Source organism: Amycolatopsis sp. NPDC049688 (assembly GCF_040674975.1).
Classification (GTDB): Bacteria; Actinomycetota; Actinomycetes; order Mycobacteriales; family Pseudonocardiaceae; genus Amycolatopsis.
Genome location: NZ_JBFANY010000003.1, coordinates 512,214 through 537,269, shown reverse-complemented (window position 1 = coordinate 537,269; position 25,056 = coordinate 512,214). Strand labels below are relative to the sequence as shown.

The 25,056-nt window shown below is 73.0% G+C and carries 27 protein-coding genes; 10 read left to right on the top strand and 17 right to left on the bottom strand.

The features are described from left to right. Nucleotides 1-17 precede the first annotated feature (17 nt). On the top strand, nt 18-560 hold the full coding sequence (locus AB0J55_RS13490) for a GNAT family protein (RefSeq protein WP_364247228.1): 543 nt from the start codon (nt 18-20) through the stop codon (nt 558-560). Next, nucleotides 557-1,864: an MFS transporter gene (locus AB0J55_RS13485; RefSeq protein ID WP_364247225.1), complete on the top strand. Its 1,308-nt coding sequence runs from the start codon at nt 557-559 to the stop codon at nt 1,862-1,864. The genes AB0J55_RS13490 and AB0J55_RS13485 overlap by 4 nt, the downstream gene beginning before the upstream one ends. Here the strand turns inward: AB0J55_RS13485 and AB0J55_RS13480 are convergent. Next, nucleotides 1,822-3,042 carry an SGNH/GDSL hydrolase family protein gene (locus tag AB0J55_RS13480; RefSeq protein WP_364247223.1) on the bottom strand — a complete coding sequence of 407 codons (1,221 nt, stop codon included), beginning with the start codon at nt 3,040-3,042 and terminating at the stop codon, nt 1,822-1,824. The genes AB0J55_RS13485 and AB0J55_RS13480 overlap by 43 nt on opposite strands. A gap of 373 nt (nt 3,043-3,415) precedes the next feature. After that, on the bottom strand, nt 3,416-3,685 hold the full coding sequence (locus tag AB0J55_RS13475; protein ID WP_364247220.1) for a hypothetical protein: 270 nt from the start codon (nt 3,683-3,685) through the stop codon (nt 3,416-3,418). A 237-nt stretch (nt 3,686-3,922) separates the two neighbouring features. On the opposite strand from AB0J55_RS13475, the gene AB0J55_RS13470 reads away from it, so the two are divergent. Then, nucleotides 3,923-6,274, top strand: coding sequence for an alpha-L-fucosidase (locus AB0J55_RS13470; RefSeq protein ID WP_364247217.1), 2,352 nt, complete (start codon nt 3,923-3,925; stop codon nt 6,272-6,274). Here AB0J55_RS13470 and AB0J55_RS13465 read toward each other — a convergent pair. From AB0J55_RS13465 to AB0J55_RS13450, 4 genes are all read right to left on the bottom strand, one after another. Further along, entirely contained in the window at nt 6,255-8,240 is a 1,986-nt protein-coding gene (locus tag AB0J55_RS13465; RefSeq protein WP_364247213.1) for a UvrD-helicase domain-containing protein, read from the bottom strand. The two genes, AB0J55_RS13470 and AB0J55_RS13465, sit on opposite strands and share 20 nt — an antisense overlap. Nucleotides 8,241-8,308: 68 nt before the next feature. After that, nucleotides 8,309-9,493, bottom strand: a complete 1,185-nt coding sequence (locus tag AB0J55_RS13460; RefSeq protein WP_364247207.1) for a 4-hydroxybenzoate 3-monooxygenase — start codon at nt 9,491-9,493, stop codon at nt 8,309-8,311. A gap of 23 nt (nt 9,494-9,516) precedes the next feature. Further along, entirely contained in the window at nt 9,517-11,010 is a 1,494-nt protein-coding gene (locus tag AB0J55_RS13455) for a glycosyltransferase family 39 protein (RefSeq protein WP_364247205.1), read from the bottom strand. A 40-nt stretch (nt 11,011-11,050) separates the two neighbouring features. Next, nucleotides 11,051-12,379, bottom strand: a complete 1,329-nt coding sequence (locus AB0J55_RS13450; RefSeq protein ID WP_364247202.1) for a diaminopimelate decarboxylase — start codon at nt 12,377-12,379, stop codon at nt 11,051-11,053. Between the two features lie 81 nt (nt 12,380-12,460). On the opposite strand from AB0J55_RS13450, the gene AB0J55_RS13445 reads away from it, so the two are divergent. Beyond that, nucleotides 12,461-13,363, top strand: a complete 903-nt coding sequence (locus tag AB0J55_RS13445; RefSeq protein ID WP_364247199.1) for a LysR substrate-binding domain-containing protein — start codon at nt 12,461-12,463, stop codon at nt 13,361-13,363. On the opposite strand, the gene AB0J55_RS13440 is transcribed toward AB0J55_RS13445, so the two are convergent. Together AB0J55_RS13440 and AB0J55_RS13435 are read right to left on the bottom strand one after the other, a co-directional pair. Beyond that, entirely contained in the window at nt 13,329-13,883 is a 555-nt protein-coding gene (locus tag AB0J55_RS13440; RefSeq protein ID WP_364247196.1) for a hypothetical protein, read from the bottom strand. The two genes, AB0J55_RS13445 and AB0J55_RS13440, sit on opposite strands and share 35 nt — an antisense overlap. A 25-nt stretch (nt 13,884-13,908) precedes the next feature. Then, nucleotides 13,909-15,198 carry an NAD(P)/FAD-dependent oxidoreductase gene (locus tag AB0J55_RS13435; RefSeq protein WP_364247193.1) on the bottom strand — a complete coding sequence of 430 codons (1,290 nt, stop codon included), beginning with the start codon at nt 15,196-15,198 and terminating at the stop codon, nt 13,909-13,911. A gap of 168 nt (nt 15,199-15,366) precedes the next feature. Here AB0J55_RS13435 and AB0J55_RS13430 point away from each other — a divergent pair, with 168 nt between their 5' ends. Continuing rightward, nucleotides 15,367-15,735: an STAS domain-containing protein gene (locus tag AB0J55_RS13430; protein ID WP_364247191.1), complete on the top strand. Its 369-nt coding sequence runs from the start codon at nt 15,367-15,369 to the stop codon at nt 15,733-15,735. 28 nt (nt 15,736-15,763) lie between these two features. Here AB0J55_RS13430 and AB0J55_RS13425 read toward each other — a convergent pair whose 3' ends face one another. From AB0J55_RS13425 to AB0J55_RS13415, 3 genes are read right to left on the bottom strand one after another with little or no spacing between them, the layout of a single operon-like run. Further along, a complete protein-coding gene (locus tag AB0J55_RS13425) occupies nt 15,764-16,030 on the bottom strand; it encodes a DUF4235 domain-containing protein (RefSeq protein ID WP_364247189.1) in 267 nt (88 codons plus the stop codon). Next, complete coding sequence (locus AB0J55_RS13420; RefSeq protein ID WP_364247187.1) at nt 16,027-16,332, bottom strand: DUF3618 domain-containing protein; 306 nt, start codon at nt 16,330-16,332, stop codon at nt 16,027-16,029. The genes AB0J55_RS13425 and AB0J55_RS13420 overlap by 4 nt, the downstream gene beginning before the upstream one ends. Beyond that, entirely contained in the window at nt 16,329-16,742 is a 414-nt protein-coding gene (locus AB0J55_RS13415) for a phage holin family protein (RefSeq protein ID WP_364247184.1), read from the bottom strand. Before AB0J55_RS13415 ends, AB0J55_RS13420 begins: the two co-directional genes overlap by 4 nt. A 118-nt stretch (nt 16,743-16,860) precedes the next feature. Here AB0J55_RS13415 and AB0J55_RS13410 point away from each other — a divergent pair, with 118 nt between their 5' ends. From AB0J55_RS13410 to AB0J55_RS13400, 3 genes are all read left to right on the top strand, one after another. Further along, entirely contained in the window at nt 16,861-17,322 is a 462-nt protein-coding gene (locus tag AB0J55_RS13410; RefSeq protein WP_364247181.1) for an SRPBCC family protein, read from the top strand. A gap of 87 nt (nt 17,323-17,409) precedes the next feature. Then, nucleotides 17,410-18,249, top strand: coding sequence for an aldo/keto reductase (locus tag AB0J55_RS13405; protein ID WP_364247178.1), 840 nt, complete (start codon nt 17,410-17,412; stop codon nt 18,247-18,249). A 68-nt stretch (nt 18,250-18,317) separates the two neighbouring features. Continuing rightward, on the top strand, nt 18,318-18,785 hold the full coding sequence (locus tag AB0J55_RS13400) for a hypothetical protein (protein ID WP_364247175.1): 468 nt from the start codon (nt 18,318-18,320) through the stop codon (nt 18,783-18,785). A gap of 59 nt (nt 18,786-18,844) precedes the next feature. Here AB0J55_RS13400 and AB0J55_RS13395 read toward each other — a convergent pair whose 3' ends face one another. Next, entirely contained in the window at nt 18,845-19,645 is an 801-nt protein-coding gene (locus AB0J55_RS13395; protein WP_364247173.1) for a GAF and ANTAR domain-containing protein, read from the bottom strand. 39 nt (nt 19,646-19,684) lie between these two features. After that, the gene (locus AB0J55_RS13390) at nt 19,685-20,206 is read right to left on the bottom strand and encodes a hemerythrin domain-containing protein (RefSeq protein ID WP_364247170.1); all 522 of its coding nucleotides are present in this window, start codon (nt 20,204-20,206) and stop codon (nt 19,685-19,687) included. Nucleotides 20,207-20,331: 125 nt separating this feature from the next. Between AB0J55_RS13390 and AB0J55_RS13385 the strand changes: the two genes are divergently transcribed. After that, a complete protein-coding gene (locus tag AB0J55_RS13385) occupies nt 20,332-21,849 on the top strand; it encodes a CYTH and CHAD domain-containing protein (protein ID WP_364247168.1) in 1,518 nt (505 codons plus the stop codon). A 107-nt stretch (nt 21,850-21,956) separates the two neighbouring features. Here the strand turns inward: AB0J55_RS13385 and AB0J55_RS13380 are convergent, their stop codons facing one another. The 3 genes from AB0J55_RS13380 to AB0J55_RS13370 all read right to left on the bottom strand — a co-directional run bounded on the left by AB0J55_RS13380 (nt 21,957) and on the right by AB0J55_RS13370 (nt 23,586). After that, nucleotides 21,957-22,748, bottom strand: coding sequence for a SigB/SigF/SigG family RNA polymerase sigma factor (locus tag AB0J55_RS13380; protein ID WP_364247164.1), 792 nt, complete (start codon nt 22,746-22,748; stop codon nt 21,957-21,959). Beyond that, nucleotides 22,745-23,194 carry an anti-sigma factor gene (locus tag AB0J55_RS13375; RefSeq protein ID WP_364247161.1) on the bottom strand — a complete coding sequence of 150 codons (450 nt, stop codon included), beginning with the start codon at nt 23,192-23,194 and terminating at the stop codon, nt 22,745-22,747. Before AB0J55_RS13375 ends, AB0J55_RS13380 begins: the two co-directional genes overlap by 4 nt. Nucleotides 23,195-23,256: 62 nt before the next feature. Further along, nucleotides 23,257-23,586, bottom strand: coding sequence for a plasmid stabilization protein (locus AB0J55_RS13370; protein WP_364247158.1), 330 nt, complete (start codon nt 23,584-23,586; stop codon nt 23,257-23,259). 120 nt (nt 23,587-23,706) lie between these two features. Between AB0J55_RS13370 and AB0J55_RS13365 the strand changes: the two genes are divergently transcribed. Then, complete coding sequence (locus AB0J55_RS13365; protein ID WP_364247156.1) at nt 23,707-24,669, top strand: LLM class F420-dependent oxidoreductase; 963 nt, start codon at nt 23,707-23,709, stop codon at nt 24,667-24,669. A gap of 17 nt (nt 24,670-24,686) precedes the next feature. On the opposite strand, the gene AB0J55_RS13360 is transcribed toward AB0J55_RS13365, so the two are convergent. Continuing rightward, nucleotides 24,687-25,052, bottom strand: a complete 366-nt coding sequence (locus AB0J55_RS13360) for an STAS domain-containing protein (protein ID WP_364247154.1) — start codon at nt 25,050-25,052, stop codon at nt 24,687-24,689. Nucleotides 25,053-25,056 lie beyond the last annotated feature (4 nt).

Below are 25,056 nucleotides of genomic sequence, written 5' to 3'. Positions count from 1 at the left end.
GCGGCGACACTGGGCCGATGACCGGCCTGATCACCGGAAGCCGTGTCCGGCTGCGGCCTGCCGCCGCCCCGGACGCCGCCCGGTTCGAGGAGATCCTGTCGCACCCCGAAGTCGCCCGCTGGTGGGCCGACGCCGAGGAGCCGGTGGCCGCCCAGGTGTCCTATCTGCTGGACCCCGACGAAGGCACCACGACCTACGCCATCGAGTACGACGACGACGTAATCGGCATCGAACTGGCTTTCGAGGAGGCCGACCCGCAGTACCGCCACGCCGGGATCGACATCGCCGTGCACCCGGACTTCCAGGGGCGCGGGCTCGGCTCGGACGCCATCCGCACGCTGGCCGAGCACCTGTTCACGGTGCGGGGCCACCACCGGGTGGTGATCGACCCGGCGGCCGGCAACGAAGCGGCGATCCGGCTCTACTCCTCGCTCGGCTTCCGGCCGGTCGGCACGATGCGCTCCTACGAACGCGGCCCGGACGGCAGCTGGCACGACGGGCTGCTGATGGACCTGCTCGTGGACGACCTGGTCCCGGCAGCCGCACTGACGGGTTCGTGAGCGGCCGCGCGGTCGCGGCCCGGCCCTTGCGGCGGGTCGCCGTGGCGAGCGCGGTGGGGACCACCATCGAGTGGTACGACTACTTCATCTACAGCACGGCGACGGCGCTGGTGTTCGGCAAGCTGTTCTTCACGACGCTGTCGCCCGCCTCCGGCACCCTCGCCGCCTTCGCGACGCTCGGGGTCGGGTTCCTGGCCCGCCCGGTCGGCGGGATCCTCTGGGGGCACTTCGGCGACCGCGTCGGCCGCAAGGCGATGCTGGTGCTGTCGCTGCTGCTGATGGGCGTGGCGACCGTCGGCGTCGGGCTGCTGCCGACGTACTCCGCGATCGGGGTCTGGGCGCCGATCCTGCTGCTGGTCCTGCGGTTGCTGCAGGGCCTGAGCGCGGGCGGCGAATGGGGTGGTGCCGCGCTGATGGCGGTCGAGCACGCGCCCGAGGGCCGTCGCGGGCGGTACGGCGCGTTCTCGCAGATCGGCGTCCCGGCCGGGCTGATCCTGGCGCAGCTGATGTTCTTCGTCCTCGGCCGCGCGCTCACCGACGCGCAGTTCGCCTCGTGGGGGTGGCGGGTGCCGTTCCTGGCGAGCATCGTGCTCGTCGGCGTCGGCCTGGTGATCCGGCTGCGGGTCGAGGAAAGCCCGGTGTTCTCGCAGCTGCGGGCGGCCGAAGAACGCAGCAGCCGCCCGATGGCCGAGGTGCTGCGCGAGCGGCCCCGGGCGCTGCTGGTGGCGTCCGGCAGCTTCGTCGCCAACACCGCGATCGGCTACATCTTCCTGGCCTACCTGCTGTCCTACGGCACTTCGGTGCTGAAGATCAACCGCACCACGCTCCTGGTCGTGGTGATCGTGGGCAGCGTGACGTGGCTGGTGAGCATCCTCGTCACGGCGGCGTGGTCGGACCGGGTGGGGCGGAAACCGGTGTACCTGGCCGGATCGGTGCTGCTGGTGGTCTGGCCGATCCCGTTCTTCCTGCTGGTCGACACGAAGGCCACGGTGTGGCTGATCGTGGCGGTGGTCGTGCTCAACATCGGCCTCGGCGCCACCTACGGGCCGCAGTCGGCGTTGTTCGCGGAGCTGTTCGAGCCGCGCTACCGCTACAGCGGGGCGTCGTTCTCCTACGCCGTGGGCGCGGTGCTCGGCGGCGGTTTCGCGCCGCTGATCGCGACGGCGCTGCAGACCGCCACCGGCACCTCGCTTTCGGTGTCGCTCTACCTGGTGGCGGTGGCGGTGCTGAGCCTGGTCGCGGTGCTGTTCATCCCGCGGGATCAGAGCCGGTCGAGCCGGACGGCGGCGGCCATCCGCTCGTAACCGGCGTCGCCCGGGTGGAGGTGGTCGCCGGAGTCGTAGGCCGGCCGCATCCGGAGCGGGTCGGCCGGGTCGCGGACCGCCGCGTCGAAGTCGACGACGCCGTCGAAGACCCCGCCGGTGCGGATGAAGGTGTTCACCGCCTGGCGGGTCGCTTCGAGGGTGTCGTCGTAGACGCGCCAGCCCTTGAACGGCGTCAGCGTGCCGCCGAGGACCCGGATGCCGCGCGCGTGGGCCTGCGCCACCAGCTGGCGGTACGCGGAGGTGATCGCGTCCGGGTCGGTCTGGTGCGGGGTCTGCTGGATGTCGTTGATGCCCTCCAGCACGATCAGCGTCCGCACCCCGCCGACGCCGAGGACGTCCCGGTCGAAACGGGAAAGCGCGTTCTGGCCGGCCCCGGAGCCGGGCACGTCGAGCAGCAGCCGGTTGGCGCTGATGCCCGCGTTGAGCACGCCGAAGCGGCCGTGCAGCCGGTCGGCCAGGTAGTCCGGCCAGCGGTGGTTGGCCCCGGCGGCCGAGCCGACGCCATCGGTGATCGAGTCGCCGAGCGTCACGATCGACGCTTCCGCGCCGCCCTGGACGTCGACGCCGGAGACGTAGTGCCACACGGACGTCTGCTCGGTGTAGGGCGCCCCGGACTCGCTGGCGGCGAAGTCGCCGTTGCGGGTGAAGTACGACGTCTGCGCCGCGGCCGGGTGGTAGGTCACCGGCCCGGACTTCTCCGGCACGTAGGTCGTCACGAGCAGGTTCGTGTCGGCCGGGATCCGGAGGTTGACCGGGTCGCTCAGCGCTTCGGCGCCGGCGGGCACGACGACGCTCGGGGCGCCGCCGAAGGTCAGGGACCGCAGGGTCCCCGGGACGGCGTCCGGGCCGGTGCCCTGGACCGCGACGGTGACGTGCCCGAAGGTCAGGGGAGCGGCGCCGAAGGCGTTCGAAAGGTGGACGCGGGCGCGGCCACCGCCGGCGCTGGTGTGCACCACGTTGCGGATCGAGTAGCCGGGGTAGCCGTCCGGGGTGTTCGGCACGGCGGCCGCGGGGGCCGCGGCCCACGTGCCGGTCCAGCCGCCCACCGCGTGCTGGGCGAGGTCCGGGACAGCGCTTTCCGGGTTCGCGCTCCCGGACGTCGTGAGGAGACCGATGCCCGCCAGGACGGCCGCGCTCACGGCCACGAAACGTCGCATGTCCCCACCGTCGCGTGCGGCGCCCGGAGACGGCGACCGCTGATCAGGTGAGGGTGCCGGACAGGATCCGCGACAGCTGGGGCGGGCCCGTCCGGGATTCTGGGGATGCCGGACGGGCCCGCGCGAGGTGGCCGTTGCCGCGACGGCCGCTCGCCGGGGTACCCGGTCCCGATCGGGCGGAGGCTGGCCCGGATCGTTGCGTCGTGGCGACCCCGGAGGGCGTGTGCGAGACGCCCTCACCCAGAGCACGGCCCCCGGCCCGCCCCGGTTCAGCCCGGCCCCACCTTTCTCACCCCGTTCTCGCACAAAGCCCTCGTGAGTGGGAAACAGTGTTCTAACACTGTTTCCCACTCACGAGGGCTTTGGCCGGGGATCAGGCTGCGGCGGCGGGTGTGCCCTGGGCCAGGGCGCGGTGACCCGCCTCGGTGAGTTCGGCGGGGGCCCACTGGCCGGGCGCGACGAGCCGGGTGGCTCTCACCAGGCCGGCGTGGGCGAGTTCGTGGGCGGTGGACTGGTCACAGCAGGACAGCCCGTCCACGCGGAGGTCGGGTTCGCAGCTGCAGCGGAGCTCGGCGCGCCCGTCGGCGATCGCCTTGAGCATGGCGATCGCGCGGCGGCTCAGCGCGTTCGGGTCGGTGGACATCGGTCGGGCCTTTCGTGCGGCTGGGTTCTGACGGCGAGTGCTGCAGCTCGTTACCCAGTGATACGCGGCGAACACGAGCCTGGTTCACCACGATCGGGCCACTTGGCCCCTTGACACGGCAGGAGTCAGCAAGCAGGCTCATTCATCGGATGAATCAGCTCCGCCAGCGGCAGATAGGTCTCCTGGGGACGAATCCTGCCGTCATTCCGCCGTAGTCATCCGATCCCTGGAGGCTCAGTGCCGACCTTCCCCCGCCGTCAAGCCCTCGGTATCGCCCTCGGTGGTGCCGTCGCCCTCACCGCCACCGGCCTGACCCCCGCCGGTGCCGCCGTGCCCGTGGACGCGGAAACCGACCGCGCCGACACCCCGATCGTCCCGCCCCCGCCACCCGTGCCCGTCGCCCTCGACCCCTGGTTCTCCTGCGACGGCATCGACAGCGCGTCCGCCCCCGGCGGCGACTTCGACGGCTCCGGCTACACCTTCCCGGCCGAGCACGTCCCCGCCGGGCAGACCGTCACCGCGGGCGGTGTCCCGTTCCGGCTCGGCTCCGCGGCCGCCGGGGCCAAGAACAACATCGCCGCCACCGGCCAGCGCATCGACCTGCCGAAGGGCCGCTACTTCGTCGCGTACTTCCTGGTCGCCGCCAGCTACGGCGCGGCGGGCGGCGCGGCGACCGTGCACTACGCCGACGGCAGCACGAGCACCGGATCGCTGTCCGGCCCGGACTGGTACACCGGCAGCGGCGCGCTCGTCTCGCCGTTCCGCTACGCACCCGGCGGTGTCGTCGACAACAACCCGGTTTCGCTGGCCACCGGCCAGGTCTGGGTCGACCCGGCGCGCGAGGCCGTCGCGCTGACCCTGCCGACGACGGCGAACCCGGCGCCGAACGTCGCCAGCCTGCACGTCTTCGCCCTCACCCTGCAGCCGGTGGCCGTGGGCCGCTCGGCGCTGGTCCTGGACGGCCGCTCGACGGCGAACCTGCTGACCGACGGCGGGCCGCAGGCCGCCGAAGCGACCATCGTCAACGCCGGAACCACGTGGCTCGGCGCGGGCGACCGGGTCAGCGTCACCGTCGACGTCCCGGGCGGCCGGACGACGGTTCCCGCGCAGATCCGCGCCCTGGCGCCGGGGGAGCAGGCCACGGTCCGGCTCGGGCTCGCCCCGAACGCGTCGGTGCCGCCCGGGACCACGACGAACGGCCAGATCCGCGTGACCGCCGGCCGCGGCACGCTCGCGACGCAGCAGGTGCCGATCACCCTGGGCGTCCCCGACTTCCGGCCCACCGACGCGTCCCTCTCGACCCATCGCGCGCCCTACTGGTTCACCGACAGCAAATTCGGCATCTTCATCCACTGGGGTGTCTACGCCGTGCCCGCGTGGGCGCCGGTGGGGCAGCAGTACGCGGAGTGGTACTGGCAGAACCAGCAGGACCCGAACGGGCCCACTTACGCCTACCACCGGCAGAAGTACGGCGAGAACTTCACCTACGACGACTTCATCCCGCAGTTCACCGCGGCGAAGTTCGACCCGCGCGCCTGGCTGAAGCTGATCGCGGACGCGGGCGCGGAGTACTACGTCCTGACGTCCAAGCACCACGACGGTTTCGCGTTGTGGGACACGAAAGTCAGCGACCGCAACGCCGTGAAGCTCGGGCCGAAGCGGAACATCGTCGCGGAGCTGTTCGCCGCCTCGCGCAGGTACACCCCGCAGCTGCGCAACGGCCTGTACTTCTCGCTGCCGGAGTGGTTCAACCCGGACAACCCGTGGATGGGGCACGCGCCGCGCAACCCCTACACCGGCGCGCCGCTGCCCTACACCGGCTACACCGCGGGCAAGGACTTCGTCCGCGACTACCAGGCCCCGCAGGTGCTCGAGCTGATCTCGGAGTTCGACCCGGACGTCCTCTGGTTCGACATCGGCGGCGTCAACGACAGCCGGACGGTGCTCACCGAGTACTTCAACCGCGCAAAGAACCGCAAGCGCCCCAAGGACGTCACCTACAACGACCGCGGCGGCATTCCCGACCACGACTTCACGACCCCGGAGTACACGACCTACCCGAACACCGTGGTGGCGAAATGGGAGGCGAGCCGCGGCCTCGACCCGTTCTCCTACGGCTACAACCGCGCGACTCCCGACGAGAAGTACATGACGGCGGCGGAGGTCGTCCGCACACTGGTCGACATCGTCTCGAAGAACGGCAACTTCCTGCTCGACATCGGCCCGGACTTCGACGGCACGATCCCGGACGTCATGCAGCGGCACCTGCGCGACGCGGGCGCGTGGCTGAAGGTCAACGGCGAGGCCATCTACGACACGACGTACTGGTCGCGGATGGCTCAGCTCGGCGACCTGCGGTTCACGGTCAAGCAGAACGAGGCGTTCTACGTGCATTCGCTGACGGCGCCGGGCAGCAGGCTGGCGGTCGACGCCCCGGTGCCGATCCGCCGCGGTGACCGGGTGACGCTGCTGGGCCACCGCGCAAGCCTGCACTGGACCGTCGAAAACGGCGCGCTGGTGATCGACGTCCCGGCCGCGGCCCGCGAGGCCGGGCGCTACACGTGGGTGTTCAAGATCGCCTGGAGCTGACCGGCCGTTCCGCCAGCGAGGCCAGTTCCGGCGGGACCGGCCCGCGGTGGACGACCCCGAGCGACCGGGTGGCCCGCGTCATCGCCACGTAGAGGTCGTTGGCGCCGTGCGGGCCGGCCGCGAGGACGGCGGCGGGGTCGGCGATCACCACCGAGTCGAACTCCAGTCCCTTGGCTTCGGCCGGGGTCAGCAGGACGACTTCGTCCGCCGGGTCCGGCGGCCGCCGCAGCGCGAGGGCGGCCGCCAGCTCGCCGGCCGCGGGCGCGATGATCGCCAGCTTCCCCCCGGTGTGCTCGCCGGCGAGCTCGGCGAGCACACCGGGGACGTCGTCGGCGGCCTGCCGCCACGGCGGCTCTCCGCTCGACCGCACCGACGTCGGCGGCCGCAGCGCCGGGTGGTGGGTGGCCAGCACCTTCGCCGCCGCGTCCATGATTTCCCGCGGGGTGCGGTAGCCGACGGTCAGCTCCGCGACCCGGTGCGGCCGCGGCGCCCGGTCCCACGACGTGGCCCCCGCCGGGCTCCCGGTCTGGGCCAGGTCCCCGACGACGGTCATCGACCGGGACGGGCAGCGGCGCAGCAGCATCCGCCAGTCCATTTCGGACAGTTCCTGGGCCTCGTCGGCCACCACGTGCCCGAACACCGGCACGCTCGCCCCGACCAGCGCGGCGGCCTCGTCGAGCAGCGGGACGTCCGCGGCGCTCCACGGCCCCGCGACCACGTCCGCCGGGGTCAGCGGCGGCCACAGGCCGTCGAGCACGTCCCGGACGCCGGTGTCGGCGAGCAGAGCCGTCCGCAGCGCTTCCCGGTCCACGTCGTCCAGCAGCGTGCGCGGGCCGTCGTCGTCCTCCGGGCCGAGCACCACGCCTGCTGCGGCCAGCGCCCGCAGTTCCGCCTCGCCGAGGCGGCCGTCCGCACTGCCCCCGTCGAGGGCCTCGCCGGTCTCGGTGAACACCACCGCCTCCATCCGGGCGGCCAGCTCCCCGGTCAGCGTCGCGACGACCTCCCGGTGGAACACGTGGCGCGCCTGGTTGTGCGGCAGCCCGGTCTCCCTGGCCGTCCGCACCGCCCGGCGGAGCGCCGCCGGGTCCAGCCGCAGCACCTGCTGCTCGAACTCCACGTCCACGGCGTGCCCGGGAACGGCCACCGCGGCGCGGACCCGTTCGGCCAGCCGGGCCGCCATGTCCGCCCGGCCCTTGCGCGCGGCTTCCGCGGGGGAGTCCACCCGGGTGACCACGACGCCGGGGACGAGGTCGGGCAGCGTCGCCGTCACCACCCGGTGCTCGCCGAGGCCGGGCAGCACCTGGCCGATGTAGTCCAGGAACACCCGGCTGGGACCGAGGACGAGCACCCCGCGGTCGCGGAGGTGTTCGTGGGTGTAGAGCAGGTACGCGACCCGGTGCAGGGCGACGGCGGTCTTGCCGGTGCCCGGCCCGCCCTGCACGACCAGGACGCCCCGGGCGTCGTCGCGGACGATCCGGTCCTGCTCGGCCTGCAGCGTCGTGACGATGTCCCGCATGCGCCCGGTGCGCCCGGCCGTCACCGCGGCGAGCAGCGCGGCCTCGCCGACCAGCCCCTCGGCCGGCGCGTCGGGATCGAGCAGCTCGTCGTCGAGGGCGACGACGGTCCGGCCCCGGGTGGTGATCCGCCGCCGTCGGACGACTTCGCCGGGCTCGGCGGCGGTCGCGGTGTAGAAGGGCCGGGCGGCGGGCGCGCGCCAGTCCACCAGCAGGGGTTCGTCGTCGCCGGTGAACAGCCCGAGCCGTCCGATGTGGAGGCGCCGGCCGCCGGTCAGGTCCAGCCGGCCGAAGCACAGCCCGTCCTCGGCCGCCGCCAGCCGCGTCACCTCGGCCTGCCACACATCCGGCGCGTGGCCGCGGGCGAGCGCGGCGGCAGCCTCCTCCCGGAGCGCGTCGAGGCGGGCGTAGAGGACGTTCAGGTGATCCTGCTCGGCGGTGAGTTCCTGCATGCCCGAGAGCGTGCCCGCGATTCCGCGGAAAGTGCAGTCTTGTTCTTCTTGACAGCCTCAGCCGTGCCTCAGAAGCCGGCGTTCTTGCCGATGTACAGCTCCGCGAACGCCGTCGCGGCCGCGGGCGAAGCCAGCAGGCGGCGCATCCGGGCCTCCGCGATGCGCGCGGCGAACGGGTTCTCGCCCGCGGCCGCGGTGTGGTGGAAGACGTCCGACAGCCACAGCGAAAACTCCTGGTACTGCCACACCAGCGGCAGGCACGCGGCGGAGTAGCCGGCCAGCGGCGCCGGATCGCCCGCGTAGTACGCCTGAAGTGCCTCGGTGAGCAGGAACGCGTCGTGCAGCGCCAGGTTCATGCCCTTCGCCGCGATCGGCGCGACCAGGTGCGCCGACTCGCCCGCGAGGTGCAGGCGGCCGTGGGACATCGGCTCCACGACGTAGTTGTGCATGTCGAGGACGCGCTTCTCGAACAGCTTGCCCTCGATGATGTCGCCGCCGGGCACGGTGAGCCGCGCGTGCAGTTCCTGCCACACGCGCTCGTCGGGCCAGTCCGCTTCGGTCTCGCCGGGTGCGGTCTGCAGGTAGAACCGCGTCACCGTGGGCGTGCGGGCCATGTGCGCGGCGAATCCGCGCGGGTGGATGCCGAACAGCACGCCGTCGGCCGACGGCGGTGCTTCCGCGAGCAGCGCCAGCCAGCCGATTCCGTAGTCGTGGTGGGCTTTCACGGTCGATTCCGCCGGCAGGTACCCCTGGCAGACGCCGCGGGCGCCGTCGCAGCCGGCGACGAAGTCGCACTCGAGCCGGTGCTCGCCTCCGCCCGCCCGGAACGTGACGGCGGGGGAGCCCGACGTCAGGCCGTGCAGCTCGACGCCGGAGACCCCGAAGACCGCCTCGCCGCCGGCGCCGGTGTACTGCGCGACCAGGTCGGTGACCAGAAGCTGTTGCGGGTACACGAAATGCCGCTGCCCGGTGACGTCGCCGTAGCGGAAGACGTGCCGCTGCCCGGCGAACCGGAACTCGAACTGCTCGTGCTGCGGTGCCCGCGCGACGAGCCGCTCGCCGAGCCCGCGGCGTTCGAGCCCGCGGACCGCCCACTCCTCGATGAACCCGGCGCGCGGCCGCTGTTCGATGAACGCCCGGCTCTCCTGTTCCAGCAGCACGCACGGGATTCCCGCGCGCTGCAGGAGGTTCGCCACCGTCAGTCCGGCCGGGCCCGCCCCCACCACGGCCACCGCCGTGCGCGTCGCCACCATGCGCCGAGGGTAGCGCGGACCGCTCAGTAGTAGTGCCGAAGCTGCGGCCACGCCACGGACCAGGGCCGCGTCAGCGTGCAGAGGGAAAGCACAACGCCCTCCTCGTCGTTGTCGACGCCGTCGGCGTTGTGGTGCTTGGCGACCGCGCGGCAGCCGGTGATCAGGCGGGCCGCGGGCGAGCCGGGCCGGAGCCGCCCGACGAGCAGCACCGGGCCGACCAGCCGGTCCGGCGGCGGCCCCCAGTCCGCGTACGACATGTGGGGCGAATACGCCTGCGGCAGGCCGCGTTCGGGTCCGTAGTGCTCCAGCGCCCCGGCCTCGCCGTAGTTGCCGGCGAGGATCACCGCGGTGTCGCGTTCGGTGGCCGGGATGCGGGCCCAGGCGCCCGCGACCGTGCCGGCGAAGTCCGGCCAGCCGACCTGCTCGCCCGGTTCCTTGTTCAGCGCCAGCAGCGGGCCGTTCAGCGCGGGCGCCGGCACCACCGGGAGTCCGATGAGGACGGACACGGCCACGCACACCGCGGTGGCCACGCCGGTGAGCGCCCGCCGGACCGTCCCGCCCCGGCCCAGCCACCGCAGGACCGGTTCGGCGCCGAGCGCGACCAGCGGCAGCAGCAACGGCACCGAGTAGTACGGCTTGCCGCCCACGACCAGGAGCTCGGCGCAGACCACCGGGTAGGCGACCGCCAGGGCGCGGGCCCAGTGCAGACCGGGGTCGCGCCACGGCCGCACGAGCCCCGCCACCCACACCGGCACCAGCACCGGCGAGAGCAGGATCAGCTGCATCGGCACGAACAACAGCCGGTTTTCGCCGCCGTCATCCTCGCTGATCCCGCCGGCCACGGTGAGCATCGGCCAGCCGTGCGCCGCCTGCCAGAGCACCACCGGGGCCGCGCACACGACGGCGATCCCGATCCCGGCCGCGAGCCACCACGTCCGCAGCACCCGGCGCGGCCCGGCGACGGCCACGCCGATGCCGAGCCCGGACAGCAGGAGCAGCACCAGCCACTTGTTCGCCAGGCCGAGCCCGGCGGCCGCGCCGACGGCGAGCCACCACCGGCCGTCGCCGGTGCGCAGCAGCCGCAGGCCGAAGAGCGCGATCACCGACCACAGCAGCACGTCCGCGGAGTTGGTGGCGAGCATGTGCGACACCACCAGCACGTACGAGGACAACGCCGTCGCGATGGCGGTGAACAGCTGGACACCGCGGCCGCCGCCGAACTCGCGCGCGATGAGCGCGACGACCACGACGGTCGCCATGCCCAGCAGGGTCGCCACCACCCGCAGGCCCGCCGGGGTTTCGCCGAACAGCGCCGTCGACGCCCGGGCGAGCCACGGGGTGATGGGCGGGTTGTCGACGTATCCCCAGTCCGGCCGGCGGCCCGCGGCGACGAAGTACAGCTCGTCGCGGTGGAAGCCGTAACGCCCCGACAACGCCGTCAGCACGACGGCTTGGACGGCGACGACGATTCCCACTGGCAGCGCGGCAAACCGCGGCAGGTCCCGGCCGGCCCCCATGGCAGTCTCCCCTCGGCGTGCCCGGATCGTACGCCGGTGATCAACGCCGGGGGAGCGTTCCGACGAATTCACCACCGGCGTCGGCGACCAGTTCGGCGAGCGTCTGCGCGCGGCGCAGCGGCGTGAACTCGACGTCACCGCGTGGCGACACGGTGAAGCCGTGCACCGCCGGGCGCGGCAGCGTGTTGTAGGCGTAGTGCGCGCCGAAGTAATACGCGCCGGTGTCGTGGGCGACGACGAGATCGCCGGGTTCCAGCAGCGGCAGCGGCCGTTCCCGGGCGAGGAGGTCGCCGGCGAAACACAGCGGTCCCGCGATGTCCTGCGGCACTTCGGGGCCGGTCTTCGGGATCCCGGCGGCGTCGAACGCGCCGATGCGCAGCGGCCAGTGCTCCGGCTGGAGCACCGTGCGCGCCGCCACCTGGGCGCCCGCGTGCGTCACCGCGATGTGCCGGCCGCCGGCGACCTTGGTGTACTCCACCGCGCTGACGAGGAAGCCGCTCTTCGCCAGCAGGGACCGGCCGAACTCGGTGACGAACGCGTAGCGGCCGTCACCGAGGGATGGGACCCGGGCCAGCAGCGTCGCGACGTAGTCCGCGTAAGCCGTGCGCGGCTCGTCGGAGGTGAAGTCCACCGGCAGCCCGCCGCCGAGGTCGAGGCTGGTGACCTGCCGGTAGCCGGCTCCGGCGTTGATTTCCCCGGCGAGTTCGTGCACCGCGGCGATCCCTTCGGCCATCAGCTCCGGCGGGCAGCCCTGCGAGCCGACGTGGACGTGCAGCCGCGTCAGCCACGGCCGGCGCGCGAACGCCTCCCGCAGCCGCGCGCGGTTTCCCTTGTCCCGCAAGGGGATCCCGAACTTCGACGCCGCGGTGGCGGTGCTGGTGTCACCGATCCGGCCCGCGCCGACCTGCGGGTTGATCCGCAGGCCCAGCACGGACCGCGGCGGTGTCGCGCCCACCAGCGCGTCGAGGCGGGCCAGCTCCTGGAAGTTGTCGGCGTTGACCGCCGTGCCCTCGGCGAGGGCGTGGGCGAGTTCGGCGGTGGTCTTGGCCGGGGAGTCGAGCACCAGCCGCGGACCCCGGAGACCGGCGGCCTCCGCCACCGCGGTCTCGCCCGGGCTGGCCACTTCGGCGTCGACCCCCAGGTCGCCGAGGAAGCGCAGCAGGGGCGCGAGGCCGCACGCCTTGGCGGCGACGGTGTGCTGGACGCGGCCGAGGGGCGCGAACGCCGTCGTGAGGTCCTCGACGGCTTCCCGGACGCCGGCGAGGTCGACGAACCCGGCCATCGGGGTGGCGAGCCCCCGGTCCGCCGCGGCGGCGACGGCGAGCAGCTTCCGGTCGGTGCGGGTGCGGGGTGCGCTGGTCGTGGTCACCGGTCCAGGACAGCAGCGGGCCGGACGGCCGGTCCAAGACTTCGTCCCGATGAAGTCATAGGCGCGTCCTATGATCGCTGCGTGGACCTGCGCCGTTGGCACTACTTCGCCGTGCTCGCCGAGGAGATGCACTTCACGAAGGCGGCCGCCCGGCTGTTCGTCTCGCAGCCGTCGCTGAGCCAGCAGATCCGCGCCTTCGAGGCGGAACTCGGCGTCGCCCTGCTCGACCGCACGGGCCCGCGCTTCGCGTTGACCGAGGCCGGCCGCGTCGCGGCCGAGCAGGCGCGCGAGCTGCTCGGCCACCTGGAGCGGGCCCGCGGCGCCGTCACCGCGGCCGGCCGGGGCGACGCCGGCCGGCTGCGGATCGCCTACACGCGGTCGGCGCCGGGCCCACTGGCGGGAGACCTGGTCGCGGCCTACCGCGAGCGGTATCCGGGCGTCGAGCTCGCCCTGGAGACGGGCTGGACGAGCCTGAACCTGGCCCGGCTGGCGGCGGGCGAGATCGACGCCGGGTTCGTGCGGCCCCCGGTGACCGCCCCGGGCCTCGAGGTCGCGGTGGTCGGGTCCGAGGAGGTCCTGCTCGCGCTGCCGTCGGCGCACGCCCTCGCCCGCCGTCGCGGCCGGGTGCGGCGGGCCTGGATCGCCGCCGAGCCGGTCGTGTTCTGGCCGCGCGAAAACGGCCCCGGCCAGTACGACGCGATCAGCGGCCAGGTCTGGCCGGGCGGGCTGCCGCCGATCGTCCGCGAGGAACCCGAGGACGAGCAGCTGATGCGGGCGGTGGCCGAGGGCGCGGGCATCGCGGCGGTCCCGGAACACCGGGCGCGGGCGCTGCGGCGCCGCGGGGTGGTGCTGCGCCGGCTGGAGGACCCCGCCCCGCGGATCGACCTGGGCCTGGCCTGGCGGGCCGGCCCGGTGTCCCCGGTGGTGCGGGCGTTCGTGGACCTGGCCGTCAGCCCGCGCCGAGGGCCGAGCGCACCGCCGTGACGACGTCGGGGTGACCGAGCGGCAGCGGCGGCGGGACGCGATCCTCCGGACCCTCGGTGCTCGACGCGATCACCCGCACGTCCGTGCCCGCCTCACGCAGCTTCGCGACGACGTCGTCGTGCTCGGCCAGCCAGGCGTCGTTGGCCGCCGCGGCGTCGCCGGAGGGCAGGAACGCGTCCGACGCCGGATCGACCAGCAGCAGGTGCCGGGCCGCGCCCGGGTGCCGCTCGACGAGCTGCAGCGCCTCCGCCGCGAACGGGCCGCTCGCCACCACGGCGATCTCCGGATCGCCGGGACCGGCGTCACCGAGGACGTCGTCGGCTTCGGAGAGGGCGCCACCGGCGGGCACCCGGCACCAGAAGACGGCTCGCTTTTCGGTCAGCGGCCGCCAGGTCGCGGGCAGTTCGTCGTGCTTCGCGGCGCCGGCCGGGTCGAGCACGATCACCTTGGGGCCCGACGCGTCGCCCGCGGTCACCACGGACGGGCCTTCGGAGCGGGCCGGATCGGATTCGGCGGACATGCGTTCTCCTCACGGGAAAGGGGATTCAGCGGCGGGGGAGTTCCGGGGCGTCGGTGTCGAGCGGGACCGCGCCGGAGCGGACCAGCCCCAGCTGGACGGTCTGGCGGCCGGTCAGCGCCTCGAGGACCCAGTCGGCGGCCGTGCGGACCCGGTTGCCGGGCATCGCCATGAGGTGATAGCCGCGCGTCACGGCCTTCGCCGGCCGCCCGGACAGCGGCACGTGCAGCGGGTTCGCCGCGGCGGCGCCGGCCCCGAGGTCGACGACGAAACCGAGGTCGTGGTGCCGGTAGGTGCCGGGACGGCCGTGGCCGAGGGACGCCGCCACGTTGCGCCCGGCGAGCTTGCCCTGCCGCTCGGCGTGCTGCGCGGTCATCGCGGTGTACTGGCCGGGGCGGGTGAGGTCGGGCACCGCGGCCGCGTCGCCGCAGGCGAAGACGTCGTCGCGGCCCGGCACGTTCAGCTGCTCGGTGACCACCAGCCTGCCCTTCGCGGTCTCGAGCCCGAGCCCGGCCACCAGCGGGTCCGGGCGCACGCCCACGCACCACACGAGGGTCCGGGACGGCACGGCCTCGCCGTTGGTCAGGGTGACGCCCTTGGCGTCGGCGTGGTCCACCGAAGTCTTCATGAGCACCTCGACCCCGCGCGAGCGCAGCACCTCGCCGGCGGTACGCGCGAGCCGTTCGTCGAGCTCGGGCAGCAGTCGCTCGGCGACGTCGAGCAGCAGCCAGCGGATCTTCTGCCCGGCCAGCTCGGGGTGCCGTTTGGCCAGCGCCGCGGTGAACGCGGGACCCTGTGCGGCCACCTCGGTGCCGGTGTAGCCGGCGCCGACCACCACGAACGTGCAGCGGGCGGCGCACTCGGCCGGGTCGTCGGCCGCGGCGGCCAGTTCGATCTGCCGCGTGATGTGGTCACGCAGGTACAGCGCCTCCGGCACGCCGCGGAACCCGTGCGCGTGCTCGGGGACGCCGGGGATCGGCAACAGCTTGTTGACGCTGCCCGCGGCCAGGACCAGCCGGTCGTACCCGATCCGGTGCTCTCGGTCTTCCGGGTCGGTGTAGCTGACGCTGCGGGCGGCGAAGTCCACGCCGGTGGCCGACCCGAGCACCAGGCGGACGCCGGGGAGCGTCTCGGGGATCGAAACCGTGACCCGCCGCGGGTCGAGGATCCCGGCGGCCACCTCCGGCAGCAACGGCAGGTAGAGGAAATAATCCGTCGGGTTCAGCACGACGATTTCGACGTCTTCCCCCACCTCTTTCCGCAGGCTCTTCGCCGCGTGGTAACCGGCGAAACCACCGCCCACGATCACGACACGCATGGATCCCCTTCCCGGGCCGGACATTCGTCCCGAACGGATTACCCGAGGCCGGAGCGGGGAAACCCGCGGGGTTGACCTCACAGCACAGGGGCGTACGGTCATGGGTGTTGGCTGTTGTTCAGACACGTGCTCCGGTCAGCGCCCCCGCACTCTGAGAAAGGGAGCGCCATGGACGACTGTTTCCGCACGATCTACGAACCTTCCGGCCTGACCGTCACCACGACCGAACGCCCCGGTGGGATCCGCGTCCTCACCCTGGTGGGCGACATCGACGCCGCCACCGTCCGCATCCTCGACGAAGCCCTCGCCCCCGGCGGGCGGCTGGTCGTCGACCTGACGCGGGTGGCCTTCCTCAGCTGCGCCGGTGTCCGGTCGCTGCTGGAGGCGAACGCCCGCACCGAACTCGCCGTCGTGCTCGGCGGCCACGCGGTCACCCGGTCGCTGGAGGCCACCGGGGCCGACGTGCTGCTGACGATCCACCCCGGCGTCGGCGCCGCGCTCGTCGGCATGGGCCCCGGGCTCGGCGGGAAGGCCTGATCACCCGCCTCCCCGCCGTCCACTGTGGTCAGTCGTCGCCGGGCCAGTCGCCGGTCGCCTTGCGGTAACCGACGGCACCGGCGCGTTCGGTGGCGGCCTTGACCGCACCGAAGATCGCCCCCTGCACCGCCGCCGCGATGACCACCTGCCGCCAGGTGTAGTCGCGGTCGGTGGCGTCGGGGGCGTCTTCTTCGCCGGCCACCCGGCTCCAGACCTGCTTGAACACCTGGCCGGCGAGGATGCCGCCGAGGGCACCCACCACCCAGCTCAACGGCTTGTAGAGCGCTTTGTTCACGAATTCCTCCGGCGCAGGATCAGGCGGATCAGGATCAGCAGGCCCAGCACGCCGGCGAAGACCGGCACCGGGTTCGCGCGCACGGCGTCGGCGCCCTGGCGGAACTTGACCGCGGTCGGTTCGTTCGTCACCCCGGCGACCTTCGCGGTCGCCTGGTCGAGCTTTTCGTCGACGTTCTCCTTGACCCGGGCCTTGACGTCGAGCTTGTGCCCGAGCGCCTCCAGGGTCTCGGTGAGCTCCTCCCGGGTGGTGTCCCGGTCGAGCCGCGCCTCCTCGGCGTTCTTGGGGAAGTCCCCGCTCATGTCCGCACTCCCTGCTTCACCGTGTCGACGTCTTCGCGGACGCCGGTGATCGCTTCCTCCGGCAGCGGCGGCACTCCCTGCGACACTTCCTTCTTGCCGACCAGCGCCGCGATCCCGGCGATCACGAACAGCGCGACCGCGACGAGCACCGCCGCCAGCCAGCCCGGCACCACCAGCGCCAGCGCCAGCACGGCCGCCGCGACCAGCGTGCCGGCCCCGAGGAACGCGAACAGGCCCGCCGCGCCGAACAACCCGGCGCCCAGGCCCATCTTCTTGCCCTTGCGCTGCAGTTCGAAGGCCGCGAGCCGCATCTCGTCCCGGACCAGCCGCTTGACCTCGTCGGTCAGGTCGGTCACCAGTTCGCCGACCGAGCGCTCGGCCGCCGGCTTCTTGTTCGCTTCTTCGATCACGGAACACCTCCTTGCCTGGCCGCCGGGTACCCGGCCCGGTCCGGGATCAACCGCGCCGGGTTTGGCCGCCGTCGCACCGGGTAGCCGAATTGCGTCGACCCCCGACGAGGAGGAGTGCATGAGCACGATCACCGAAATCGTGGACGTGGAAGTCCCCGTTTCCACCGCCTACAACCAGTGGACGCAGTTCGAGGAATTCCCGCAGTTCATGGAAGGCGTCGAAGAGATCCGCCAGCTCGACGCCACCCACACCCACTGGGTGACGCGGTTCGGTGGCGTGACGCGCGAATTCGACGCGACGATCACCGAACAGCACCCCGACGAGCGGGTCGCGTGGACGTCGGACTCCGGTCCGGACCACGCCGGCGTCATCACCTTCCACCGGCTCGACGACTCGCGCACGCGGGTGACCGCCCAGATGGACATCGACCCGGAGGGCTTCGCCGAGAACGTCGCCGACAAGCTCGGCGTTCTCGACCGGCGGGTGAAGGGCGATCTCAAGCGGTTCAAGGAGTTCATCGAGCAGCGCGGCCGCGAGACCGGCGGCTGGCGCGGCGATGTGGAGCGCCCGGGGCAGTAACCCGTTCCGGGTGAGATCCGGCGGCGGGGCGGGTGGATCCCGCCCCGCCGCGTTTCGCGTCCGGGCGGCCTCGGGTACGCGGCGGGCATGACGACCACCACAGCCGGAGTTCCCGCGCTGGAACTGAACAACGGCGTGTGCATCCCGCAGTTCGGCTTCGGGGTGGCCGGAATCCCGCCCGAGGACACCACCCGCGCCGTGCGGGCGGCGCTGGAGCTGGGCTACCGCCACATCGACACGGCGCAGCTGTACCGCAACGAGGCCGCCGTCGGTGCCGCGATCGCCGAATCCGGCCTGGCCCGCGAAGACGTGTTCGTCACCACGAAACTGGCGAACGACGCGCACGGCCACGACAACGCGATCACCGCGCTGGAAGGCAGTTTGCGCCGCTTCGGGTTCGACTACGTCGACCTCTACCTGATCCACTGGCCGTTGCCGGCCCGGGACAACTACGTCCGGACCTGGCTGGGTTTCGACGACCTCCTGCGGGCGGGCAAGGCCCGTGCCATCGGCGTGGCGAACTTCCAGCCCGCCCACCTCGACCGCCTCGCCGCGGAAACAGCCACCGTCCCGGCGGTGAACCAGATCGAGCTGCACCCGGCGTTGCAGCAGGCCGGGCTGCGCGAATATCACCGGGCGCACGGCATCGCCACGCAGGCGTGGAGCCCGCTGGCCCGGGCCGGCGTCCTCGGCGACAGCGTGCTCGCGGGCCTGGCGGAGAAGCACGGGCGGACCGTCGCGCAGGTGGTGCTGCGCTGGCACGTCCAGCTCGGGAACATCGTGTTCCCCAAGTCGGTCTCGCCCCGGCGGATGCGGGAGAACCTCGGCGTGTTCGGCTTCACCCTCGACGACGCGGACATGGCCGCGATCGGCCGGCTCGACGAAGGCCGCCGCACCGGACCGGACCCGGACACCTTCACCGCGTGACCGCGGCGTTTCCCTGCGCGACCTGCCGGGTATTCCTCCGGCAAGGTCCCCCAGGAAGGAGCGTCCGCATGACCACGAACGCGTATCTGTCGTTCCTCGCGATCGGCATCGCGCTGGTCCTGATCGACGGGCAAGTCATCTACCGCAGCGGCCGCCGGTACCTGGAAAACTCCTACGGCGACCCGGCGGCGGGCGCTTCGATGACGCGCCTGGTCACGGTGCTGTTCCACCTCGCGACGCTGGGTGTGCTGGCCCTGATCTCGACCATCGAGATGGGCGGCAGCGACCTGCCCGGCGTGGTCGGGCGGATCGGCGTGCTGCTGCTGATCCTCGCCCTGGCCCACGCGATCACCCTCGGTGTGCTGGCCCGCATCCGCGGCGAGCAGGAGGTCGAGGCGGTCGTCCAGCGCGGCCCCCGGCCGCGGGTGGAGGCGGAGCAGCAGGGCACCACGGTGACGCCGGTGCCGGGTCAGGACGGCCGCTACCCGGCTGCCAGCCCGTCGCTGGAGAACCGGTCCCCGTACACCGCGCAGTAATCCCGTAACGGACGCCGAGGGCGGCACCTCCCATCGGAGGTGCCGCCCTCGGCATGCGGTCAGGCTTCGGAGGCCGGCAGATCGACCTCGCTGTGGTGCGCTGCGAGCGTCTTCGCCAGATCGGCGAGCTTGACGTTGAGGTCCTGCGACGCGCGGCGCAGCACGTCGAAGGCTTCGTCGGCGGTGATGCCGCGGCGCTGCATCAGGATGCCCTTCGCCTGGCCGATCACGTCGCGGCTGTCGACCGCCCGGCGCAGGTGCGCCGCCTCCAGTTCGGCGGAGACCACGGCCTGGGTGTGGGCGAGGGCGAGCGACGCGTGCGTCGCCAGCAGCAGCGCGGTGTCGATCGCGGGGCCGCCGAACGCGCCCGGCGTGCGCGAGTAGATGTTGAGCGCGCCCGAAAGCCGGGGCGGCCGGGCGTCCGGCAGCAGGGCGGTGGCCAGCACCGAGTGGTAGCCGTGCCGGGCGGCGGCCGGGCCGAACGCCGGCCAGCGCGGGTCACGCCCGAGGTCCTGGGACCAGCCGAGGGCCGGCCCGTCCGGGCGGGCCGATTCGACGCACGGGCCTTCGCGGTGGTCGTACTGCACCTGGTCGAGCTGGTCGGCGACCGGATCGGTGCCGACCGGCGTGTGGTACGTGCCGTCGGCGTCACGCAGGGTGACGCTGACCAGGTCGGCGCCCGGGACGAGCGCCGCGGCGGCCCCCACGACGAGCTTGAGGACCCCGCCGACGGTCGGCGTCGCGTCGAGCAGGGTCCGCGTCAGGTCGGCGATCTGCCGCGCCAGCGGACCCGGCGCCGGTTCGCCGTCCTGCCCGAACCAAGCCCGTTCTCGGGCCCACTCCTCTTCACCGACGCTCATCCGTCTTCGCTGCCTTCCGCCGGGGTGCCGGCTGTCCATTCAACCCGATGCCGGGGGGTTCAGGGCAGCCCGGGCCCGGTCGACGAAGCCGGGGCCCGGCCAGAGCTGGTCGGCCTGGGGCACCCGGTCGGCGAGGTCCGGGTGCGGGAGCGTCGGCGCGGCGTCCCGGGCCTCGAGCACCTCCCGGCCCAGTTCGGCCTGCCGGCCGGGGGAGCAGGTGCGCCCGATCTTCCGCACCGCCGCGGGCCCTTCGTCGCGGACGTGCCGGCGGACGGCGCGGATCAGCCCGCCCAGCAGCCGCTCGAACCGGGTTTCCTGCGGCCCGATGCCCTCCAGCTGTCGCATCAGGCGGTCCGCCTCGGCCAGGTCGCCGCCGCCGTCGAGGTACGGCTCTTCGGCGACGGCGTGCCGGACCACCTCGGCGATCAGGTGGTCGGCGAGGTCCTTGCGGTTTTCCGGGCTGCCCTGGCCGAGTTCGAGCTCGGTGCAGAGCCGGTCGAGCTCGCGGTGGTCGCCGTCGAGGACGGTCGTCAGGTCGGTTGCGGGTGGGCTGCCGTTCATGCACTCTCCTGGTCCGGATCCGGGTTTTCCGCAGGGATACCCGCTGCTGGAGCACCGAATCCCGTGTCGGTGCCGGGGCGGCCGGGTACTCCTCGAGGTGAACCCGGATCCTGAGGAGGACGACCATGGCCGCGCCGTCACCGGTGCCCGAACGCGAACGCAAGTACGAAATCGTCGCGGGCAGTGGCGTCCCGCGCCTGGTCGGCGTCGGGGGCGTCGCCACCCAGGACGACCCGGTGGAGCACGTGCTCGACGCGTCCTACTACGACACCGCGACCTACCGGCTGGCCCGCGGCGGCATCACGCTGAGGCGGCGCGTCGGCGGCCCCGACGCCGGCTGGCACCTCAAGCTGCCGGTCTCGGCGGACGAGCGGCAGGAGATCCAGCTCCCGCTGGGCAGCGACCCCCACAAGGTGCCCGGCCGGCTGCGGCGCCTGGTGCTGGCCTACACGCTGGGGGAGAAGCTGGTGCCGGCCGCGCACCTGCGCACCGACCGGTTCGCCCACCGGCTCGCCGACGCCGGCGGGCACACGATCGCCACCCTGACCGACGACCACGTCACCGGCGAAGCGGGCGGCAAGACCGCGCGCCTCGACGAATGGCGCGAACTGGAACTGGAGCTCGACCCCGGAACCGACCCGGGCAGCCTTCGCGAGTTCGACCGCGCCCTGCGGAAGGCCGGGGTGACGGCGGCGCCGTGGCCGTCGAAACTGCGCCGCCTGCTCGGCGACCGGCTGCCGGCCCCGCCCGGCACCGGCAAGAAGCCGTCGGCGGGCGACGTCGTGCTGGCGTCCCTGCGCGAGCACTACGGCCGGTTGCGCCGGGCGGACGTCGGGGTGCGGCTGGACGTCGACGACTCCGTGCATCAGATGCGCGTCGCGATCCGGAAGCTGCGGAGCACGCTTCGCACCTTCGGGTCCGTCATCGACAAGGAGGCGACGGCGCCGCTCGTGGCCGAGCTCAAGTGGCTCGGCGGGCAGCTTTCGCCGGCGCGGGACACCGAGGTCACCGAGGAGCGGCTGCGCACGCAGCTCGACGGCGTGCCCTCGGAGCTGGTGTTCGGGCCGGTCCGCCAGTTCCTCACGCGGTATTTCGCCCGCGAAGCCGAGGAAGGCCGGACCCGCGCGATGGCGGCGCTGACCGGCAAGCGTTACCTGGAGCTGCTGCGCACGCTGGACGCCGTGCTGGAGGAGCCGCCGCTGACCGCGAAGGCGCGCAAGCCCGCGAAGGCCGGCCTGCGCAAGCCGCTGCGCAAGGTGGCGAAGAAGCTGAGCCGCGCCGAAGCGGCGGCTCGCGGTCTGGCGGGCGACGAACTCGGGACGGCCCTGCACGCCGTCCGCAAGAAGGCGAAGCAGGCCCGCTACGCCGCCGACACCGTGAAGCCGGTGTACGGGAAGAAGCTGGAGAAGTGGCGCAAGAACGTCAAGGCCGTCCAGCAGACCCTGGGTGCGCACCAGGACACCGTGGTCGGCCGGGACGTCCTGCACCACCTCGCCATCGCCGGCCACGGCGAAGGGCAGAACACGTTCGTCTTCGGGCTGCTGCACGCCCAGGACGCCGGCCGGGCGGCGGAGCTGCGGGGGACGTTCGCGCGCGAGTGGCGGCGGCTGCGGAAGGGCGGCCGTCCCGGCTGGCTCGGCTGAGCGGGAAGCGCCCCAATGTGGCGTTGGTTGCGCTCGACGCACCGAACGCCACATTGGGTGCGCTGGACGCACCGAACGCCACATCGGGGCGCTTGCGGCGGGTGGGCTCAGCCTTCGCCGGTGAGCTTCCCGCGCAGCTGCTCCAGCGTCTGCGACAGCAGCCGGGAGACGTGCATCTGGGAAATGCCGACGCGGTCCGCGATCTGGGTCTGGGTCAGCCCGCCGAAGAACCGCATCACCAGGATCGCGCGCTCGCGCTTCGGCAGTTCCTGCAGCAGGGGCTGGAGGGCCTCGTGGTTCTCCACCATGGCCATCTCGTGGTCCGGTTCCCCCATGGTGTCCGCCAGCGACAGCGCCTCGGCGTCGTCGTGGACCGGCTTGTCGACCGACAGCGCCTGGTAGGCGTTGCCCGCGAGGAGGCCTTCGCGCACCTCGTCGACGTCCAGGTTCAGGTGCTCGGCCAGCTCGGTCGGTGTCGGGGCGCGGCCGAGGCGCTGCGAGAGCACCGCCGAGCCCTGGCTCAGCGACAGGTGCAGCTCCTTGAGCCGCCGCGGGACCCGGACGGACCAGCCGGTGTCCCGGAAGTGCCGCCGGACTTCGCCCATGATCGTCGGCACGGCGAAGGACAGGAAATCGTGGCCCCGGGTGGGGTCGAAGCGGTCGACGGCGTTGATCAGGCCGATCCGCGCCACCTGGACCAGGTCCTCCCGGGGCTCGCCGCGGCCGGAGAACCGGGTCGCGATGTGCTCGGCCAGCGGCAGCAGCTCGGTCACGAGCTTGCTCCGCACGACCTCCCGCCGCGGGTCGTCGGGGCCGAGCTCGCCCAGTTCCTCGAACAGCGGTTCGCAGTGGGCGTATTCGTCCGGGCGGTGGAGGAGGGTTTTGCGCTCGCTGCTCACGCGCTCGTTCCCGGGTTCAGCACCAGCTCGATCGTGACGATGCCCGCGCCACCACCCGGCAGGACGTCGCAGTACGCGGTGACCGACCGGCTGAGGGTGGTCAGGACGTGCCAGCCGAACGTGCGGTCGCTCGGCGGCCGCGGGTCGGTCGAGCGCGTGGAGACGATGACGTGCAGCCCGTCCGGCGCGAGCCGGAAGCGGCACTGCAGCTGGGACCCGAGTTCGGCCAGCTGGACGAGCTGCGCGCACGCCTCGTCTACGGCCATCTTGGCGTCGGCGATGGCGTCCAGCCCGAAGTCCGCGCGCGACACCACGCCGTGCGTGAGCATCCGGACCAGGGGGATCTGCTCCGCCATCGCGGGGAGCCGCAGCTCGACGAGTTCGTCGAGCAGCTCGTCGACGGTCGGCTTGCCACCGAACGAGCTGTCGCTTCGAGTTTCTTCCATGCGGGAGGTACTACCCATCTGGGGGAATGCGGACACTTCGTGATCAGGGATTTCGGGTTTGGTCACCGGCCCAGCGCCCGTTCGAGTTCCTTCTTGGTCATCGTCGAGCGGCCGTCGATGTTGCGCTTCTTGGCTTCGTTGTACAGCTGGGCCTTCGTCGGTCCGCCGGGCCCCTTCCGGTTGCCGGACCGCTCGCCGCCGCGCTGCTGCGGCGACTTGTCCTTGAGCGACGTCTTGCTGGCCTGCCGCGACTCGCCCGACTGCGCGCGGTTCTTGTTCACCGTCCGGGCCGCGATCTCCTTGGCCCGTTTCGTGCTCGCGCCGCGGTCCTCGGCCGAGTCCTTGATGTGCTCGTACTGGCGTTCGCGCTTGCCGCTCCACGACTGAGGCATGCCCGCTCCCTTCGTCTCGCGCGGTGAGTACCCGCTCGGCCATCGGGTAAACGTCCGCGCCCGGGCGGTTACCGACCGCAGCGCCCGGGTACGCGAGGGGCCGACGGAGAGGAGGCGCCGATGCGGATCGGCTACACCCTGATGACCGAGCAGGCCGGGCCGAACGACCTGGTCCGGTACGCCGCCGGGGCCGAACAGGCCGGCTTCGACTTCGAGGTGATGAGTGACCACTACTCGCCCTGGCTGGCCGAGCAGGGCCACGCGCCGTACGCCTGGAGCGTGCTGGGCGCGGTGACGCAGGTGACCGAGCGCGCCGAGCTGATGACCTACGTGACCTGCCCGACCATGCGGTACCACCCGGCGGTGGTGGCCCAGAAGGCGGCGACCGTCCAGGCGCTCTCGGGCGGCCGGTTCACCCTGGGCCTCGGCGCGGGGGAAAACCTCAACGAGCACGTGGTCGGCCGCGGCTGGCCCGGGGCGAACGTCCGGCACGACATGCTCGCCGAGGCCGTCCAGATCATCGGCGGCCTGTTCGACGGCGGGTACTTCGACTACGAGGGCAAGCACTTCCGCGTCGACTCGGCGAAGCTGTGGGACCTGCCGGAGACCCGGGTGCCGATCGGGGTTGCGGTGTCCGGCTCGCAGTCGGTCCAGCGGTTCGCCCCGGTGGCCGACCTGATGATCGCCGTCGAGCCGAAGAAGGAGCTGTCCCAGGAGTGGGACGCGACCCGGCTCGGGCCGCCGACCCGCAAGGTCGGGCAGCTTCCGGTGTCCTGGGGCACCGACCGGGAAGCCGCGGTGCGGCGCGCGCACGAGCAGTTCCGCTGGTTCGCCGGCGGCTGGAAGGTCAACGCCGAGCTGCCGGGACCGGCGGGGTTCGCCGGGGCGACGCAGTTCGTCCGCGAGGACGACGTCGCCGGATCCATCCCGTGCGGCCCGGACGTCGAGCCGATCGCCGAGGCGGTGCGGGAGTTCGCCGAGGCGGGCTTCACCGACGTCGCCCTGGTCCAGATCGGGGGCGACCAGCAGGAAGGCTTCCTCGACTTCGCCGAGAAGGAACTGCTTCCGGCGCTGCGCGGCTAGGACCGCACCGCCGGCGGTCACGCCGGCGCGGGGGCGGGCCGGCGTTCGGTCACCGTGAGCTGCCGGTCCGCCCCGGTCACCTGCAGCGCCCGCCGGACGACCGGGTTCGGCCCGGTCACCACGAGCAGCTCGGTCCCGCCCTGAGCCGCCTGGAGCGCGGCGTGCCGGAGCACCGCGACGCCCGCCACGCCCAGGAAGTCCACTTCGGACAGATCGACGGTCAGCCGTCCGGGCGTCGCCCACAGGCGGTCGGAGAGCAGCGTGGCCAGGTCGCCGGCCGTCACGCTGTCGAGGTCGCCGCGCGCGGTCACCAGTACCGCGTGCGGGGCCGGCCACGTCGTGCGCAGCCGCAAGCCCGGGTGCCGGGCTCGGGGGAGGTTCATGGCG